Here is a 16857-nt window from a genome sequence, read left to right as displayed (position 1 = left end):
GGCGGACCTACAGCGCTACTACCGGATCGATATCCGGGACCTTTTCCGGTCCGGCTCCGGGCTTACTCTGAGGCGTCTTCGAGCCCTTATCTCCGGGTTGCCACCGGATTCCGCACTGGCCCGTTCGCTGGCCGGTCCTGATGCACCATGGACGCTGGAAACCCAACTCCTCGCGGCGGTCCACGATCGGCTGTCCGAGGCGAATTGGCAGCGAGGGAACGCGGGGGCGAAGTCGCCGAGCCGGCGGCCGGACCCGATTCCGCGGCCGGGCGTCAAGGGCCCTGGTCGAATTGGTTCGACCACCCGAACTCCGCAGGAAGTAGCCGCCTATCTGGCGCGATTCCAGCCGACCTCGGGGGGTGATTAATGGCTGTCGAAGTCGGAATGGGCTACCTCAGCATTGTGCCCGAGGTGCAGGGGTTCGCCCGGGAACTGGAATCGCAGGTCACCGGGCCCTCGGAGCAAGCCGGAGCGGCAGCCGGCGAGAAGGCCGGAGCCGCCTCCGGCGAGGGTTTCACCGGCAAGATGGGAGGGTTCCTCAAGGGCTCGCTTCTGGCTGTTGGGCTGGCTGCCGCGGCACTTCTGACCAAGGGGTTTATGGACGCCCTTGACCAGGGCGCCATCAACGGCAAGATTCAGGCTCAGCTCGGGACGACCCCGGAGGAAGCCGGGCGGTACGGGAAGGCTGCGGGGCAGCTTTATGCGCACGGCGTCACCGATAATGTCGAGGAAGCGGCGCAGGCCCTTTCCTCGGTAATGCGCTCGGGTATCCTTCCGCCGGATGCCACCAATGCACAGATTGAGTCCATAACCGGTAAGGTCACGGACCTGTCCAAGACTTTCGAATTGGACTTGGGGCAGACCGGTAATGCGGTCGGGCAGATGCTGAAAACCGGCCTTGCCAAGGACGGTACCGAAGCGGTCGACCTTATGACTGCGGCTATGCAGCACATGGGGCCGCGTGCGGACGATCTGTCCGACACGATGAACGAGTACTCCACCAAGTTTCGTGATCTCGGCCTTTCTGGTGCCGACGCGATGGGCCTTATGGCTCAGGGTATGGCGGCGGGTGCGCGCGATACCGACACCATGGCGGATGCGCTCAAGGAATTTCAGATCCGGGCCACGGACGGCAGTAAGGCGAGTACCGAGGCGTATGAGGCTATCGGCCTGAATGCCGAGGAGATGACCAAGAAAATCGCTGCGGGTGGTCCTGGTGCCCGCGAGGGTCTACAGCAGGTTCTCGACGGCATCAAGGCGATTAAAGACCCGGCGGAGCAGTCGCAGGTTGCTATTGGGCTTTTCGGGACGAAAAGCGAGGACTTGGGGCGCGCGCTTCTGGCTATGGACCCGCGTACGGCCGTACAGGCCCTCGGGGATACCGCGGGTGCCGCCGAGAAAATGGGCGACGCGCTGCACGACAATGCGGGTGCCCGGATCGAACAGTTCAAGCGCAGCCTAGAGGTTGGGCTGACGAATTTCATCGGCGACCAGGTGTTGCCGGTTCTCGGTCGGTTCGGCGGATTCCTGGCGGATACCTTCGGGCCGCCGCTTAGGGTGGCTGCGGATGTGGTCCGGCTGTTCTTCGGGTCGTTTACCGGGGCGGGGGCGTCCGTTGAGTTGGCAACGTCGTGGATCAACCCCATCATCCTGGCGGGGGCGACGGTCCGCACCGTTTTCGACTCCGCGATCGGCGGTATCCGGGCGTTCGGTGCCGCCTTCATCGCGGGCGGGAACGATGTCACCAGCTCGGGTTTTGCGGGGCTTCTGGAACGTGCCGGGCTTGTGGCCCGGAATCTCTGGGACGTCTTCTCCAACTACCTGGTGCCGACACTGTTTCAGCTCGGCTCCGCTGTTCTCGGCGCGGTTATGCCGGTCGTCTCCGCCCTCGGCTCCATTCTGGTCGGAGTCGTCTGGCCGGCGGTCATGAGCGTCTATCAATCGCTCGCCGAGAACCTGGTGCCGATCTTCGCGGCAGTAAGCGCGTTCGTGTCCGAGCGCGTTGTCCCGGCTCTCCAGATGATCGGTGCCCGTCTGCTTGAAGTGGTCGAGAAGGGCCGTCCAACGGTTGAGTTCATAGCCGGGCTGCTGTCGTGGCTGGGGCGGCTCGCGGGTGACATTCTCGGGGTCGTGATCCCGGTTGTGCTACGGCTCGCCGGGCCGATCTTCTCGGTTCTGTGGTCGGCGATCGGAACCGGTATCGGCTGGTTCGGAAACATCATCGGGTGGGTTTCCTCGCTCGCCAACATGCTGCAAACAGCCGGACAGGCAGCGGCGAACTTCGCGTCCGCGGCGAAAGAAAAGTTCGGCGAGTTCGTGAACTGGGCCAAGGGCGTTCCCGGCGCCGTCAAGGACGCCTTGGGGGATTTCGGAAATCTTCTGCTCGACAAGGGCAAGGACGTGGTTCGCGGGCTCTGGAACGGCATTTCCGGAATGGCCGGATGGCTCAAGGAAAAGCTGATCGGCTGGGCCAAGAGTGCCATTCCGGGCCCCATCGCGGATGCCCTCGGCATCAAATCGCCGTCCCGGGTGATGGCGGCCGCTGTCGGCCGCTGGATTCCGCCCGGCATTGCCGAGGGCGTCGACCAGGCCGAGCCCGCGCTGACCGCCCGACTCCGCGCCCTGGTGCACGTCCCGGCCGTACGGGTGCCCGCCCCGGTGCTGGCCCCGGCCGGCTCCGCGGCGACCAGCTCGGCGCCGCCGTCGATCACGGTCAACGCCCGCACCGACGCGAGCGCGTACGAGATCGGCCGACAAGTCGCGTGGCAACTCCGAATGGGGGTGGTCTAGTTGGTGGGACCGGCGTACAGCGCGGAGCCGTGGACGATGGAACTCGGCGGGCTGCTGCTCGGCGGAGCCGGATCGGTGGTCCTGCACGAACCCACGGGCTTCCTGGCAGGCACCGAGACCCGGACGGCGCGGTCAACTCGGATTGGCCGTCCGGGCGTTGTCCTCGGCGAGGACGTTCCGGGTGCCCGGATCATCCACCTGTCGATGACCGTCCTGGACAGTCCGGAGACGCTGGCAGCGCTGTTGGCCGTTCTGCGGCGCGGCGCCGATCGGGTGCTCCGGTTCGCTGTTCCCGGGGTAGCCGGCGGGTCCGGTCGCGTCGCCGTGCGGGTCGGCGAGTGGGCGGCACCGCTGGACGTCGCGTACACCGCGGGGGCCGCCCGGGTCGAGGTGGAGCTGATCGCTTCGGACCCGTTCCTGTACTCCGACCAGGAGCACACGGGGAAGGTAGGTCCGGCGGTTCCGCGCGGGGCCGCCCGGATCTGGCCGCTGCGGTTCCCGTTCTCCTTCGCGAGGGCGGGCGTTGCGCCGGTGGCGGCGGACCCGGTGGTCACGGTCGGGGGGACCGCGGAGACGTGGCCGGTCATCACGCTGCGGGGTCCGCTTTCGGCCCCGGTGATCACCAACCGGTCCGCGCCCGGTGAACGGCTCCGGATTCTGCTGGACGTGCCCGCGGGCGAGGTACTGACGATCGACACCGGGGCGCGCTCGGTGCAGCTCAACGGGGCGGACCGGTACGCGCTGTCCAGCGACTCGGTGTGGTTCCCGCTCCGGCCGGGGGCGAACCGGTGGGAGCTGGACGACTTGATGGGCGGGCGTGACCGAGTCGCGGATCTTCGCTGGCGGTCCGCATGGATATAGGGGGTAGAGATGGGAATCCGAGCACCGCTGTTCGGGCCGCGCGGTGAGTACGACGCGTCCGATTTCCGCGGCCTGGTCGCGGATCTGCGGGGGCAGCTGGTCGGGGTGATCCGAACGGACCCGGACGCCTTCCGGGTGAGTGCGGTGTCCGGCAGTTCGGCGGGTATCTCCGTAGCCGGCGGGCGGGCGTGGATACCGGTGACACGGACGGGCGTCCGGGAGCGCACGGCGTACCTGGTCGAACTGCCCTCGCCGGGGGTGCAGTTCAACTTGTCGCCGTCCTCGCCGACGGCCGACCGGACCGATTTGGTCGTCGTCCGGGTCGCCGACGACGCCGACACGACGCCGTACGCCGAGGTGCCCCTAGCGAATTACCAGCCGGGCAACCTGGCACCGGGCTGGTGCGTGGACGTGGTCCGGGGGACGGACGGCGGGCCCTCGCCGTCGGTGCCGTGGGAGTCCTACCTGACGCTGGCCCGGGTCCGGGTCCGGCGAGGGGCAACGACGCTGACCGCCGCGGATATCGAGGATCTGCGGTGGTCGACGTCCGGGCAGGGCGACCCGACCGCCCTCGCGCCGGTCCGTACGGCTCCGGGACAGACGGTCGGCGCAGCAGCCACCGGGACTGCCCCGGGCACCCTGGTCTACTCCACCGACGACGACCGGATGTATGTCCGGGGGCAGGGGGAAGCTCGGCCGCTCACCTACCGCCCGTCGGTTGTCATGCAGTGCACCAGCCGGGGGGCTACTGGTTGGGCGTCCTCGCCCGAGCCGCACGGGTGGCAGGGGCGAGTCATGGCGTGGGAGGGGGCCGCCGCCCCCTACGACCGGTACGGCGTGTGCACGTTCCAGATGCGCTATCTCACGCCCGACGGACGCGAGGACTGGACGTCCGCGTGGATTCTGTCCGGTGGGACGTTCATGTGGGAGACGCCTCGGTACCGAAATGCCTCGGGCGTGCACACCGGGGCGGCCGTGGTCACGGTGCCGAAGGGCACGCCGCTGTCGGTCGTCGCGCACCTCTACGCGCAGGACGGCCGGACTCAGTTTGACGAGTGGCAGAGCAACGGTCAGTTGATCCTGCACCCGGCCGAGTAGGCGCCGTGGCTCAGTACCGCATCCTGTTCGCCGAGTTCACGAGCGGTGAAGTCTGGGGCGAGCTGGCCGCCGCGGAGCTGTCCTACACCCGGACCCTGAGCGCCCCCGGCAGCGCTACCGTGAAGCTCAGCTTCGAGCGGTTCCCTTGGCAGGCTCTCGCCCCGTGGCGCGTGCTGATCTACGTACAGCGCGGACAGCAAGTTCTGTGGTCGGGGCCGCTACTCGGCTTCGACGTCGACCTAGAGGCGGAGACGGTCACGCTCAACGCCGTGGGGCTGTGGGAGTACTACCGGCGTCGGCAGATCACCAGCACGGCGACGTACGCCCAGCTGGACCAGGGCCTCATCGTCCGTCGGCTGGTCGAGGACTACGCGGACGGCACGGGGCGGCTGTCGTGGAACTCGGGCCCCGGCACTCTTAGTTGGGACGGCTCCGAGGTCACGGGGGTGCCGCGGGACCGGACGTACTACGGCTACGAACACAAGTGGGTCGGGCAGGTGGTCGAAGACCTCGCCGGGGTGCGCGGGGGCTTCGCCTTCCGGATCGACTCCGGGTGGCTCGGTGGCCGGCTCACCAACACGATGCGGTTCCTGCCCCGCGAGGGCGAGCCCACGGACCTGGTGCTTGACCACGGGTCGACGTGCGACGTCCCGCGGGTCACGGTCGACGGCAGCGGCATGGTCACCGAGGCGGCCGTGACGGGTGCTGGTGAGGGCGAGGCGCAGGTGACCGGCTGGTGGTACAACCTGCCCGCCGAGAGCGACCCCTCGCGTCGGATTCCGCGGCTGTCGTCGGTGGAGTCCCGACAGGACGTCGTGGACCCGGGCACCCTCACCGAGTACGCCCGGCAGACGATCGCCGCGGGCTCCGTGCCGATCACGATTCCCTCCGTCCGGCTCTACCCCGACGGCCATCCTGGCCCCGGTGACGTGCAGGTGGGCCATCAGGTCCGCGTGCGCGTCCCGGTCCGTGGCCGGCTGCTGGTGGACGGCCGGTACCTGGTCACCGAGATCACGGTCCGTGTCGGAGACGACGGCGAGGAGAGCACGCTGTCCCTTGCACCAGTGGAGGTGTTCGCCAATGTCGGGAGTGCCGCAACTCCCTAGCCTGGGAAGCGAGTTCGCCGAGATTCGGCGACGGCTTGACGTGCTGGAGCGTTCCCCGCGAGGGGGCGCCCGGGACGAACCCCTGCCGCTCACTCCGTACGAAGGGTGGCCGGGCGGAGTTGACTTCAGGGCGGTTGCCCAGCTTGGCACGGGCGGGCTGACCTTGCCCGTGCTCCGGCTCGACTTCCGCGCCAGCACAGCCGGGACCGGATATGTGGAGTTCCGGCTGTGTGACGTCGACACCGGCCGGGTCACTACGAACGCGGTTGCCATCGGCATAGCCCCCGCGCAGTGGCTACGGGTCGAGTGGCTGCACCCGCTCGGCCCGCCGCAGACCCGCACCGGGACGTGGCGGCGCGTGCTGCTGCAAGCCCGGCAGTCGGTTGGCACGCCTGCCCTGTCGATCGGGCTGGGGCTCGCCGCGGGGGTGCCGACCCTGTCGGCGCCGGGGGCAACCGCGGGAGGCACCTGGTCGGCCGTGAACGCCCCGGCCGGCTACTAGATAGAGAGGAGAGAGTCCATGGACGGGCACGCCTACGACCTGAACATCATCGTGCCGCCCGAGGACGTGCGCGCGGTCGTTGCCTACGTCACCGGACGCGACCCCGGCCCGCCGGACGCAGCGTCGATCGCCCGCGCCGGCGAGGAGATCACCAGGGCCGCCGAGAGCGCGATCACGGCTTTACTTCGCCAGTGCATCAGCTACCGCCCCTTGTCCGCCGTGGTCACCGTGCGCCGTGAGGAGGTGGACCCCAATGCCCACATCCCCATCCCCGGGGCCTGATCAGCTCGGCGTGGTCAACATCGGTGCCCGCGAGATCTACGACGAAGTGATCGGGCTCCGCTCCGAGGTCCGCAGCATGGGCCAGCAAGCCGAGGGCGTGCGCGAGGAGCTGGACGACCACGAATCGAGGCTTCGCAGTCTCGAAGCGTGGCGTTACGGCGTGCCCGTTGCAGCGCTGACCGGTGTAGGTGGCGCCCTGGTGGCCGTGGTGCAAGCGTTCGCCAAGTAGCCCACCACACAACCCAATTCAGAAGCCCGAGCCCCGTCCGGGCATCAGCCGGCGGGGGCTTTCGCATGCCTAGAGGAGGCACCTTGAGCGTCAACATCATCTCCCGCGCGCAGTGGGGCGCACGACCATGGAACGGCAGCGTCAACGCGGTCTCGCTGTCGGAGCGGACGGAGTTCTTCGTCCACTACGACGGTGCATCCCCGGTCAACCGCACCGGCAACGCGGTCCCGCGGGCAATCGAAGCCGAACACCTGGCCAACGGGTGGAGCGGCATCGGCTATCACTTCGTTGTCGACCAGGCGGGCAACGTCTACGAGGGCCGGGGCTGGGGACTCCAGGGCGCGCACTGTCCGGACCACAACCGATCCGGCTTCGGTGTCCAGATCGCCATCGGTGGCGACCAGGCCCCGACGGACGTCGCGCTCCGTGCCGCCCGCGCGCTGTACGACGAAGCGTGCGCCCGCACCGGTCGACGCCTCGCAATGAAGGGGCACCGCGACGGGTTCGCCACGCTGTGCCCCGGCGGCCGGCTGTACGCGTGGGTACAGTCCGGCATGCCCGCGCCCGGTGGTGGTGGCGGGTCGACCACCTCGGGCTACGTCCCGTTTCCGGGGGCTGCCTGGTTCAAGGCCAACCCGCGCTCGCCGATCGTGACCGCGATGGGCCGCCGCCTGGTCGCCGAAGGGTGCTCGGCCTACACCGAGGGCCCCGGCCCGCAGTGGACCGAGGCTGACCGGCAGAGCTACGCGAAGTGGCAGCGCAAGCGGGGATTCACCGGCTCGGACGCCGATGGCTGGCCCGGCAAGACCACGTGGGACGCGCTCCGCGTGCCCGCCGTCTGATCACACAGCGTTGCAGCCGGGTGCCCGGTACGCCCGGATTTCACCCGGCTGTGCAGCTGCTCAATTCATCTACGCACAGTAACAACTCGGAGGAACCATCATGCAGTTCATCAAGTCCCATCCCGCCCGCCTGTACGCCGTGCTGGTCGCCGCGCTCGCCCTGGTCGCCCACTACGTCCCGAGCCTCCCGTCCGCCCTGGTGCTCGCCCTGGCCGCCGCCGTCCTTGGTGTGGGCGAGAGCGTGCAGCGAGTCGAGGACAGCAAGACCGCCGACGCCCTCGCACAGCCGGCCCCGGTCGAGACCGTCGACCAGGCCGCGCGGGTCGACACCGACACCGACCCGTTCGAGGTGGACGGCGAGTGACCTTCCGCCATGTGGCGCTGATCGGCAAGGCTCAGAGCGGTAAGGACACCATCGGGGCAAGGCTCGGCACCCAATACAGCTTCGTCCGGGTGGCGTTCGCCGACCCCTTGCGGTCCGTCGCGCTCGACCTTGACCCCATCGTGGGCGCCGAGTCCACGTTGTACGGCCACCTTCCGATCCGCCTGTCCGATCTGGTCGGCCGCCACGGGTGGGAGACGGCGAAGACCCGGTTCCCGGAGGTTCGCCGGACGCTGCAACGGCTCGGTGAGGCAGTGCGCACCCATGACCCCGACTACTGGGTGCGGCTCGCACTCGAACGGGTCGACGTCGCCGACCAGTGGAACGTGCCCGTGGTCGTCACGGACGTGCGCCACGTCAACGAGCTGGACGCGCTCCGGGCCCGCGGCGCCCTGGTGGTCCGGGTCGTCCGGCCGGGTGTCGGCCGGCTCGCGGGGGCCGAGGGCGAGCACGTCACCGAGACGGAGCTAGACCAGGTCGAGGCGGACGTCACGATCACGAACGTGGGCACGGTCGAAGACCTGCACCGGCTCGCCGACTCGCTCGCCGTCCGGCGGAGCTGACAGCGGGGTGACGGGGTGACGTTCGGGGTGCAGATTCTAGGTTTTCTACTAGATCTCGAAATCTAGAGAAAACTGAATCCAGGGCTTTGAACGTCACCCCGTCACCCCCACACTCAAGGGGGAATCCATGGCCGGACGTATCCGGACCATCACACGGGGCGGGTCGCGCTGGTACGTCGACCCCGAGACCGCCGTCAAGTACCCGGGAGTCACATCGGTAATTGCGATGCTCCCGAAGCCCTTTCTAGTTCACTGGGCGGCCCGCATGGCTGCCGAGACCGCGGTGACCAGCCTTGCCGCCGTCCAGTCGATTGCCGAACGCGACCCCGAAGGCGCGATCGACTACGTACGCAACTCGCACATGCGGTATACAAAGGTCAGGGCGAAGCTCGGGTCTGACGCTCACGACCTGTTCGAGCGTATGGCGCGAGGCGAGTTCGTCGGTCGGGTTCACCCGGACCTAGAGCCGTACAAGGCTGGGTTCGCGGACTTCCTGGAGGCGGTCAATCCTGAGTTGGTGCGCGCCGAAGACGTGGCGTGGTCGAGCACCCACGAGTACGCGGGAAGCTTTGACGCGATTCTTCGTGTCTGGCTCAACTCCGAGGGCAAGCCGACCCCGGACCGCTCGGGAACTCCACACTTGCTGATTGTCGACTGGAAGACCAGCAAGAGCACCTATCCGGACGTGGCACTCCAGATGGCGGCCTATTCGCACGCCGATCTCATCATCTCGCCTGACGGTACCGCCGAGAAGATGCCGGAGTTCGACGGTGCTGCCGTTCTCCACATCACCGGGGAAGACTGGGAGTTCAAGCCGGTTCGGGTCGACTCCGAGGTGTTCGAGGTCTTCCTGACGTTGCGCAGGGTGTTCGTCTGGGACCGCGAGACCAGTAAGACCGTGCTCGGTAGGGCTATTGCCAAGTCGGTCCGCCGGCTGGTCACCGGAACGCAGCGCCGCGCGCGCTGACCGTAATAGAAGAAACGTTTCCGCAGGGGCAGGCCAATCGGACCGCGCCCCTTTTTTCATGCCCAAAATCAGGGGGATTTCATGGCCATGCGAATTTTTGAGACCGACCCGGACGCGAAGCCGGCGGGCACTTTCTCGGACGACACCGTGGGTCGTTTCCATTCCGGTAAGCAAGACGAGGAGGGGGTTCCTGTCGCACTGAACGAGTGGCGCGTTTCCACGGGTGACCCCGAGGTGGCCTCCGCGGTTTCTCAGCTCTTCGGCGGCACCCCCGAGGAGACCGAGACCGACAAGGAAAACTACATTGTCGTGGACACCAGCACCGCAAAGGTAAAGGTGATCATCGATGGTGCCTCGGCGATTTCCTCGGATCTCAAGCTCTGGAACGGCAGCAACCTGATTCACCACTGTGACGGGGTCGAATTTCTTTCGCCGGAGGATGAGGCCGGTACGCCGTGCGGCTGCCCGCCGCTCATGGTCGATCGCAAGGCAAAGGCGAAGGTTAAGCGCGGCCCCTCGCCGTCGATCTCGGTCATGTTCCGGATTGCCGATGACCCGGATCTCGGAATCTTCCGCTTTCAGACGGGGTCCTGGAAGCTCGCCGAGGTCCTGCACGAGATTGAGAACCAGCTGGACCGGATCGGCAGCGAGGCCCTTTGCAGCCTTGAGCTGGAGCGCGTGGAGTACACCACGAAGAACGGCCGTGACGTGTCCTACGTCAAGCCCGTAATTCGGGTCCTCAAGAGCTGGAACGACGTAGTGGCGGACCCGAAGTTCTGAGCCGGCGGGCCCCGGGGGTAATTCCTCGGGGCCCCTCTGGGGGGAATCTCATGCCAATTCTGGAGCTGTGCGCCGGGGTCGGCGGGCTCGGCCTGGTGGTCGAGCACATCACCGGTGACCAGGTGCGATACGTAGCAGAGACCGACCCGGGCGCGTCCGCGGTGCTCGCCGAGCACTACCCGGACGCCCCGAACCTCGGGGACATAACCCAAATCGACTGGGCCTCGCTAACTGGTGAGGTTGACGTTATCGCGTCCGGATTCCCGTGTCAGGGAATCAGCAATGCAGGACTACGGAAGGGGTTGAAGGATGAGCGTTCGGGCTTGTGGTACACGGTCCTGGAGTCGATTCGCGTACTTCGACCGCGCGTCGTGTTCCTGGAAAACGTTTCGGCAATTGTCCGGCGCGGGCTCGCCGAAGTCGTCGCCGGCTTGGCCGAGATCGGGTATGACGCGCGCTGGTGTTGCGTTCGAGCTTCCGCGTTTGGCGCCGCACACCACAGAGACAGATGGTTCTGTGTCGCGTTTCCTGAAAACCCCGACGGCGAATCTCGGGGTGAATGGTGGCGCACAGCATCCGGACAAGCGTCGGGGTGCTCTCCCGAAACCTGCGGGGGGGGGGGGGGGGGCAGTCTGCCAATTCCCGAACCCAACCCCACGGTGCCACGCTCGCCGATGAAGTCTGTTTCCTACTGCCCTACTCCGACCGCCTCAGACGGGACGGGGGGCCCGGGGAACTCACCGAAGCGAACGGGCGGGATGAATCTCCGGACCATCGTTCTTCACCTTCCGCATGGTGGGGTCCATACCTGCCCGTGATTCGTCGGTGGGAAAAGCTGTTTGGCCACCCCGCGCCCGCGCCAACCGAAAAGGGGCCGCGCGGAGGAATCCGGGTTACCGCGAAGTTCGCCGAATGGCTCATGGGTTTTGTACCGGGCTGGGTTACTTCAGTCCCGGGGCTTTCCCGCGGTCAGCAACTTAAATCCATCGGAAATGCCGTCTGCCCGCAGCAGGCATACGAGGCATTCACGCATCTTCTGGAATACGAGGGGGACCCTGACAATGAGTAAGCGGGGAATCATAGTCGACTATGCGGGCGAGGAACTGCACCGCGGAGATCTGATTGTCTACGGCGCCCGACAGGGTAATCGAGTTCGGCTCGCTGATGCGATTGTCGAGAAGGTGACGACCCGCCTGGTCGACGGCCGGCTGCGGCCAATGCTGCTGGTTCGTCCGACCGGCACCGAAAGCGGTTTCACCCGCCGCAAGAGTCTGCGGCGCGAGTGGATCAGCTCGGAACATGTCCGGCTGGTGCTGCCGGACGTCGCGGACGCGTACAAGGACTGACCGGACGTCGAAGGGCCGGGGAGCGAAATGTTCCCCGGCCCTTTCTGTGTTTAGGGGGGATTTTTGTGATGGTGGTGTTTAGCGAGCCGGTCGGCTTCTTCCTGGTAGCTGCCCTGGCCGGGGTGGTCTTTTCTGCTCTGCTGCTGGCCGTACTCCTGGTCGTGTTCGGGCGGGGTGGCGAGGATGAGTAATCCGAACAAGGACCGGGGGACCGCGTGGGAGTCCGCGGTGAGGGACTTCCTTAACCGCCGGCTCGGCCTGGTCGACCAGGGCGGCCGGTTCCTGAATCCGGCCAGTGCCCACAACATTCGGCGCGCGGCGCAGGAGGGTGCCCGCGATGTGGGAGACGTTCACGCGTGGCCGTTCATCATTGAAGCCAAGGACGTCAAGTCGCCTGCCGTTCCGACGTGGCTCCGGCAGGCGGTTGCCGAGGCGGACCACGCCGGATTTCCGTTCGGGGTCGTGGTCCACAAAACCCGGAATCGGCCGATTGGCGAGGGCCGGGTTCATTTCCCGGTGAGCACGTGGACGGCCGTTCGTGGGCTGCTCGGAACGCCCGTGGACGACGCAGCGGGGCTGTACGGCGCGACCTACTCGGCGCGCGGGCTCGACACCTCCCGGTGGTACGTGACGATCTCGCTCCGGGACTTCGGTGATCTCCTCTCTGATCTGCGGGGCGCCCATGCGGTTCCGTGATCTGCTCGACCGGTTCTCCGCGGTGGGCGAGCACCAGGACGGCGGGTACATCGCGTCCTGTCCCGCGCACCCGGACTCGCGGCCGAGTCTGCGAATCTGGCGGGGCGACAACGGGACGGTGCGGCTGACCTGTCGAGCCGGCTGCCGTACGGACGACGTGATCTCGGCCGTCCGGCTGGAGTGGGGCGATCTGTTCGAGGCGACCGGCCCCGGCTCCGTGGTGTCCAGTGCCCGCCCCGAGCTGGTCGCCGTGCGCCACGTTGCCGCCCTCGCGGCCTACGTCGACCGGACCCGGGCAGCCCTCGCCGACCCCGACGACCACACCGGCCGGACCGCCCTCGCCTACCTGCGAGCCCGGTTCGGCATCGACCCCGAGACCGCCGCGGACCTACAGCTCGGCGCGGACGGCGGCGACCAGGCCGAGGACTTCGCGCACCTCTCCCGCGGCTACCGCGCGTACCCCCGGCTGGTCGTCCCCCTGGTCGGCTTCGACGGGGCGACCCGCGGCCTGCAAGGCAGGGACCTGTCCGGCGGCTGTCCCGCCCGGTGGGTGAGCCTCGCCAACCCGCGGGGCCACCGTTGGAGCCCGTACGGGGTGTTCCGCGGAGCCGGCGGGTACGGCACCGTGCTGGTTTGCGAGGGGCCGTCCGACGCGCTCACCGCGTGCGCGGTCGGGTACGACTCGGTGGCCATCCGCGGGGCGAGCCTGTCGCACTCGGCCGAGCTGGTCGCCGAACTCGCCGAAGGTCTGCGCGGCTCGCTGGTGATCCTGGCCGGCGACCGGGACCAGGCCGGGGCCGGGTTCACCCGCCGTCTCGCCGACGGCCTCGCCGAGCACGGCGTTACGGTCCTGGTGCTCGAAATCCCCGAGGGCGTCGGGGACTTGACCGAGTGGCGCGAGGCGGACCCCGAGGGCTTCCCCGCCAAGCTCCACCGCGCGGTTGCCGCCGCCCGGCCGTTCGCTGCGGTCGATCCCGCCGAAGTCCGCCAGCGAGCCGCCGAGTTGGTGCCCGCGGGAGGCGTCGCAGTGCAGGACGGAGCGAACGCCGCGCGCATCCTCGCCGAGCTGGTCGACAAGTACGGCGAGTCCGACGCGCTCAACGCTGCGGCCCTCGCTGCCTGGTCGGCCGGACGAATCCGGTACGCCCCGGGACTCGGCTACCACACGTGGGACGGCCGGGTGTGGGTGCGCTCGGACGTGCGGGTCCGGCAGGAAATTCACCGTATGGGCGCCGCCCTGGTGCTGTCCGGCGATTCGAAAGCGGCAAAGGGCTTCACTATGACTAGCAGAATCGACAATTTGATGACTGAGCTACGGTCGATACACGATGTGCATGTAGCCGCCGAGGAATTCGACGCCCGGCCCGATCTGCTCGCCTTTCGAAACGGCGTGGTCGACCTTCGCACCGGCGAACTCCACCCGCACGATTCGGCGCACCTCCTGACCTACTGTCTGGATATCGACTACAATCCCGAGGCCAAGTGTCCCCGGTGGGAGCGTTTCCTGGAGGAAGTTTTCCCGGACTCACCGGACATGCCTGCCTATATTCGCCGCGTGATTGGCTACGGCATCACCGGGCATACTCGGGAACAGATCTTCATGGTCCTGTGGGGCAAGGGGGCGAACGGAAAGTCGGTTTTCCTGGATTCCCTCACCGAGGTCTTTCGGAGCATCACGAAGACAACCAGTTTCAGCACTTTTGAGGAACGGAAGGGAGGAGGTATCCCGAACGATCTCGCCGCCCTTCGCGCCGCCCGGCTGGTGATGGCTTCCGAGGGTGAAGCTGGGCGTCCGATGAGCGAGGCAGTGATCAAGCGCTCGACTGGCGGTGACCTGATGCAGGCCCGTTTCCTGCATCAGGAATTCTTTGAGTTCCGTCCGTCTTTCCTGCTGCTGCTGGCGACCAATCACCGGCCGAAGTTTCGAAGCCAGGACGAGGGCCTTTGGCGAAGGGTCCGCATGATTCCGTTCCTGCGGTACTTCGCGCCCGGGGAACGGGACTACAGCCTGCCTCGCAAGCTTGCCGCCGAGCGGGAGGGGATCGCCGCGTGGGCTGTCCGCGGAGCCGGCGAGTGGTACCGCGAAGGCCTGCAAGACCCGCAGGTCATCACTGGTGCAAGCCGTGAGTACCGGGAGACGTCCGACGCCCTCGCGGGCTTCCTGCCCGGTGTGCTGGAGCGGGCCGACGACTCCCACCAGCTCAACGGCAGCTCGGCTTTCACCATCTATCTGGAATGGTGCGAGGCCGAGAACCTGCCCGCGAAGGAACGGTGGACCCGCAGGGCGTTTTATGACGCACTGGAGGAACGGGGGATCACTCGGAAGAAGACTAAGAAGGGGATTTCTCTGGTCGGGCTCCGGATTGCCAACCAGAGCCCCGACGCGAAGGGTCCGGGGATCTTCTCCGAATAGCCCCGAAGCCGGGTCGCCTACCTTTCGGTGGGTGGCCCGACTTCGAGGGTTATGCAGACATTCCGACACCAGGTGGCCGGAGAAACGGTCACCATCCGAGTCCCCGAGGACCTTAAGGACCTACAGCAATTCTGGGACTGGGTTCACGAAGTCAGGCACCGAGGCCCTATCGCCCTGGACACCGAGACAACAGGTCTCGGTATTTTTTCCGTCGGCTACCGAATCCGGACCGTCCAATTCGGCAACTCCCACGAAGCATGGGTGATCCCGTACGAAAAGGGCGGGCACTTCGAAGGCTTCGTGCGGGAGATCATTCCCCGGATTCCGAACCTCCTGATTCACAACGCTCCGTTCGACTGGTTGGTGATCGACAGGCACGCCGGTATCCCGCTGGAAGACCTCGCGCCGAAGACCACAGACACCCGCCTACTTGCGGCCCTGATTGACCCGAGGCAGCCCCAAGAGGGCGGAATTGGGGTAGGGCTCAAACCCCTTTCCGCATATTGGATCGACCCCGCGGCGCCGGATACACAGGCCGGGCTCAATGCGGTATTCCGAAGCCACGGGCTGACCAAAGAAACCGGGTGGGCCGGTATCCCGCTGGAAGACCCGACTTACCTCCTGTACGCCGGGCTGGACGTCATCCTGACCGCCCGACTGGAGACGGTCCTACGGCGGGAACTTGCCCGGCTGGAGGTTCGGCCCGCACTCGTCCCGTACGAGCACGAGATAGCGCGCATCTGCGCCGTGATGCAGCGCACGGGCCTGGTGCTGGACACCGAGTACACCAGGTCCCTTGACGACCAGCTCGGCGCCGACGCCGCGGAGTTCGCGGCTCGCGCGGTCCGGTACGGCGTCGACAACGTCAACTCGACCGCCCAGTTGTCCGAGGCACTGTTGGGCATGGGGGAGGTACTGACCGAGCGAACAGCCGGCGGGCAACTCCGGGTCGACAAGGCCGTCCTGCATGCCCTCGCGGATCTGTCGCTACAGGGCGAACCGCTCGGCACCCGGACCCCGAACCCGCTCGCCGCCGCGGTGCTCAAGTCCAAGCGGGCGGGGAAGTGGAGGCAGGCGTACACCAGGACGTTCCTGGACTCGGTCGACGCCGAGGGCAGGGTCCACCCGTTCATCAACAGCTTGCAAGCCCGCACCGGCCGCATGTCGATCACGCGGCCCGCACTCCAGACACTCCCGAGTTCGGACCAGATGATCCGGCGCTGTCTGCTCGCAGACGAAGGCCACGTGGTAATCAGCTGTGATTTCAAGGCAGTTGAACTCCGCGTACTCGCCGCGTTGGCGGATATCAAGGCCATGAAGCGTGCGATTTCGCAAGGTCGAGACCTGCACGACTTCACCGCGAGCATCCTTTTCGGTGAGGGGTTCACCCCGAAACAGCGGAAGCTTTCCAAGAGTACCGGGCTCGGAAAGGTTTACGGCGGCGGGGCGGCGACGATCAGTAGGCAAAGCGGCGTCCCGATCGAGGACGTACAGCGGGCTATCAGGGCCTACGACCGCCTTTACCCGGAGATCAAGCGTGCGGCCCGCAGGTGGCAGCGAGAGGCTTTTGAAACCGGGATGGTGTCCATTTCGGTAACCGGTCGAAGGCTTCCGCTAGACCGCGATAGAACGTACGCCGTAACGAATTATATGTGTCAAAGTGCGGCCCGTGATGTCCTCGGGCAGTCGCTTCTGAATATCGAGGCTGCCGGATTGCTTGATCTGTTGCGCCTCCCTATTCACGATGAGGTCCTTTTGTCGGCCCCGGCCGGCGAGGCCGAGGACGTCGCCCGCGAGATCGAGCGGTGTATGACGTGGCCCCTGTACGGGGTGCCGATTGAAGGCGAGGCGGAGATAGGCCGCCGGTCATGGGGGAGCCTGTACGGCTCTGACTACTGATCTGTCAAGCCTCGCCACGACCATCGAAGGGCCGTAATGGTTGTGCACCAATCGATAACGGTGGCCTTACTTTTGGGGCCCTTCGGTGGCTTGCAGCGCCA

At 66.9% G+C, this 16857-nt stretch carries 18 protein-coding genes; all 18 read left to right on the top strand.

Going from position 1 to position 16857, the window contains the following annotated elements:
- Positions 1–366: 366 nt before the first annotated feature.
- The 18 genes from ACWDBB_RS13095 (at position 367) to ACWDBB_RS13010 (ending at position 16756) form a co-directional block, all read left to right on the top strand.
- Complete coding sequence (locus tag ACWDBB_RS13095) at positions 367–2790, top strand: phage tail tape measure protein (protein WP_449789636.1); 2424 nt, start codon at positions 367–369, stop codon at positions 2788–2790.
- Between the two features lie 3 nt (positions 2791–2793).
- A complete protein-coding gene (locus ACWDBB_RS13090) occupies positions 2794–3651 on the top strand; it encodes a phage distal tail protein (protein WP_449789735.1) in 858 nt (285 codons plus the stop codon).
- A gap of 258 nt (positions 3652–3909) precedes the next feature.
- Positions 3910–4749, top strand: a complete 840-nt coding sequence (locus ACWDBB_RS13085) for a hypothetical protein (RefSeq protein WP_449789635.1) — start codon at positions 3910–3912, stop codon at positions 4747–4749.
- Between the two features lie 5 nt (positions 4750–4754).
- Complete coding sequence (locus tag ACWDBB_RS13080) at positions 4755–5855, top strand: hypothetical protein (RefSeq protein ID WP_449789634.1); 1101 nt, start codon at positions 4755–4757, stop codon at positions 5853–5855.
- A gap of 214 nt (positions 5856–6069) precedes the next feature.
- Positions 6070–6357 carry a hypothetical protein gene (locus ACWDBB_RS13075; RefSeq protein WP_449789633.1) on the top strand — a complete coding sequence of 96 codons (288 nt, stop codon included), beginning with the start codon at positions 6070–6072 and terminating at the stop codon, positions 6355–6357.
- 18 nt (positions 6358–6375) lie between these two features.
- Positions 6376–6639, top strand: a complete 264-nt coding sequence (locus ACWDBB_RS13070) for a hypothetical protein (RefSeq protein ID WP_449789632.1) — start codon at positions 6376–6378, stop codon at positions 6637–6639.
- Between the two features lie 10 nt (positions 6640–6649).
- A complete protein-coding gene (locus ACWDBB_RS13065; RefSeq protein WP_449789631.1) occupies positions 6650–6868 on the top strand; it encodes a hypothetical protein in 219 nt (72 codons plus the stop codon).
- A gap of 83 nt (positions 6869–6951) precedes the next feature.
- Positions 6952–7710, top strand: coding sequence for a peptidoglycan-binding protein (locus tag ACWDBB_RS13060; RefSeq protein ID WP_449789630.1), 759 nt, complete (start codon positions 6952–6954; stop codon positions 7708–7710).
- A gap of 100 nt (positions 7711–7810) precedes the next feature.
- A complete protein-coding gene (locus tag ACWDBB_RS13055) occupies positions 7811–8074 on the top strand; it encodes a hypothetical protein (RefSeq protein ID WP_449789629.1) in 264 nt (87 codons plus the stop codon).
- Between the two features lie 11 nt (positions 8075–8085).
- A complete protein-coding gene (locus ACWDBB_RS13050; protein ID WP_449789628.1) occupies positions 8086–8655 on the top strand; it encodes a deoxynucleotide monophosphate kinase family protein in 570 nt (189 codons plus the stop codon).
- Positions 8656–8782: 127 nt separating this feature from the next.
- Complete coding sequence (locus tag ACWDBB_RS13045; RefSeq protein WP_449789627.1) at positions 8783–9622, top strand: hypothetical protein; 840 nt, start codon at positions 8783–8785, stop codon at positions 9620–9622.
- A gap of 81 nt (positions 9623–9703) precedes the next feature.
- Positions 9704–10402, top strand: coding sequence for a recombination directionality factor (locus tag ACWDBB_RS13040; protein WP_449789626.1), 699 nt, complete (start codon positions 9704–9706; stop codon positions 10400–10402).
- Between the two features lie 50 nt (positions 10403–10452).
- Positions 10453–11220, top strand: a complete 768-nt coding sequence (locus ACWDBB_RS13035) for a DNA cytosine methyltransferase (protein ID WP_449789625.1) — start codon at positions 10453–10455, stop codon at positions 11218–11220.
- A 243-nt stretch (positions 11221–11463) separates the two neighbouring features.
- Positions 11464–11748: a hypothetical protein gene (locus tag ACWDBB_RS13030; protein ID WP_449789624.1), complete on the top strand. Its 285-nt coding sequence runs from the start codon at positions 11464–11466 to the stop codon at positions 11746–11748.
- Between the two features lie 68 nt (positions 11749–11816).
- Positions 11817–11939, top strand: coding sequence for a hypothetical protein (locus ACWDBB_RS13025; protein ID WP_449789623.1), 123 nt, complete (start codon positions 11817–11819; stop codon positions 11937–11939).
- Positions 11932–12444 carry a hypothetical protein gene (locus ACWDBB_RS13020; protein WP_449789622.1) on the top strand — a complete coding sequence of 171 codons (513 nt, stop codon included), beginning with the start codon at positions 11932–11934 and terminating at the stop codon, positions 12442–12444. The genes ACWDBB_RS13025 and ACWDBB_RS13020 overlap by 8 nt, the downstream gene beginning before the upstream one ends.
- Positions 12431–14857, top strand: coding sequence for a phage/plasmid primase, P4 family (locus ACWDBB_RS13015; protein ID WP_449789621.1), 2427 nt, complete (start codon positions 12431–12433; stop codon positions 14855–14857). The genes ACWDBB_RS13020 and ACWDBB_RS13015 overlap by 14 nt, the downstream gene beginning before the upstream one ends.
- A 51-nt stretch (positions 14858–14908) precedes the next feature.
- Positions 14909–16756, top strand: coding sequence for a DNA polymerase (locus tag ACWDBB_RS13010; RefSeq protein WP_449789620.1), 1848 nt, complete (start codon positions 14909–14911; stop codon positions 16754–16756).
- Positions 16757–16857: the final 101 nt, after the last annotated feature.

The organism is Kitasatospora sp. NPDC001095 (assembly GCF_053598615.1).
This window is presented reverse-complemented; position numbering and strand designations above follow the sequence as displayed.

What these genes read in the sequence shown, in the direction of transcription:
- ACWDBB_RS13025 (WP_449789623.1), top strand. Translation starts at nt 11,817, where the DNA reads ATGGTGGTGTTTAGCGAGCCGGTCGGCTTCTTCCTGGTAGCTGCCCTG.
- ACWDBB_RS13015 (WP_449789621.1), top strand. Translation starts at nt 12,431, where the DNA reads ATGCGGTTCCGTGATCTGCTCGACCGGTTCTCCGCGGTGGGCGAGCAC.
- ACWDBB_RS13035 (WP_449789625.1), top strand. Translation starts at nt 10,453, where the DNA reads ATGCCAATTCTGGAGCTGTGCGCCGGGGTCGGCGGGCTCGGCCTGGTG.
- ACWDBB_RS13010 (WP_449789620.1), top strand. Translation starts at nt 14,909, where the DNA reads ATGCAGACATTCCGACACCAGGTGGCCGGAGAAACGGTCACCATCCGA.
- ACWDBB_RS13030 (WP_449789624.1), top strand. Translation starts at nt 11,464, where the DNA reads ATGAGTAAGCGGGGAATCATAGTCGACTATGCGGGCGAGGAACTGCAC.
- ACWDBB_RS13095 (WP_449789636.1), top strand. Translation starts at nt 367, where the DNA reads ATGGCTGTCGAAGTCGGAATGGGCTACCTCAGCATTGTGCCCGAGGTG.
- ACWDBB_RS13020 (WP_449789622.1), top strand. Translation starts at nt 11,932, where the DNA reads ATGAGTAATCCGAACAAGGACCGGGGGACCGCGTGGGAGTCCGCGGTG.
- ACWDBB_RS13045 (WP_449789627.1), top strand. Translation starts at nt 8,783, where the DNA reads ATGGCCGGACGTATCCGGACCATCACACGGGGCGGGTCGCGCTGGTAC.
- ACWDBB_RS13070 (WP_449789632.1), top strand. Translation starts at nt 6,376, where the DNA reads ATGGACGGGCACGCCTACGACCTGAACATCATCGTGCCGCCCGAGGAC.
- ACWDBB_RS13040 (WP_449789626.1), top strand. Translation starts at nt 9,704, where the DNA reads ATGGCCATGCGAATTTTTGAGACCGACCCGGACGCGAAGCCGGCGGGC.
- ACWDBB_RS13055 (WP_449789629.1), top strand. Translation starts at nt 7,811, where the DNA reads ATGCAGTTCATCAAGTCCCATCCCGCCCGCCTGTACGCCGTGCTGGTC.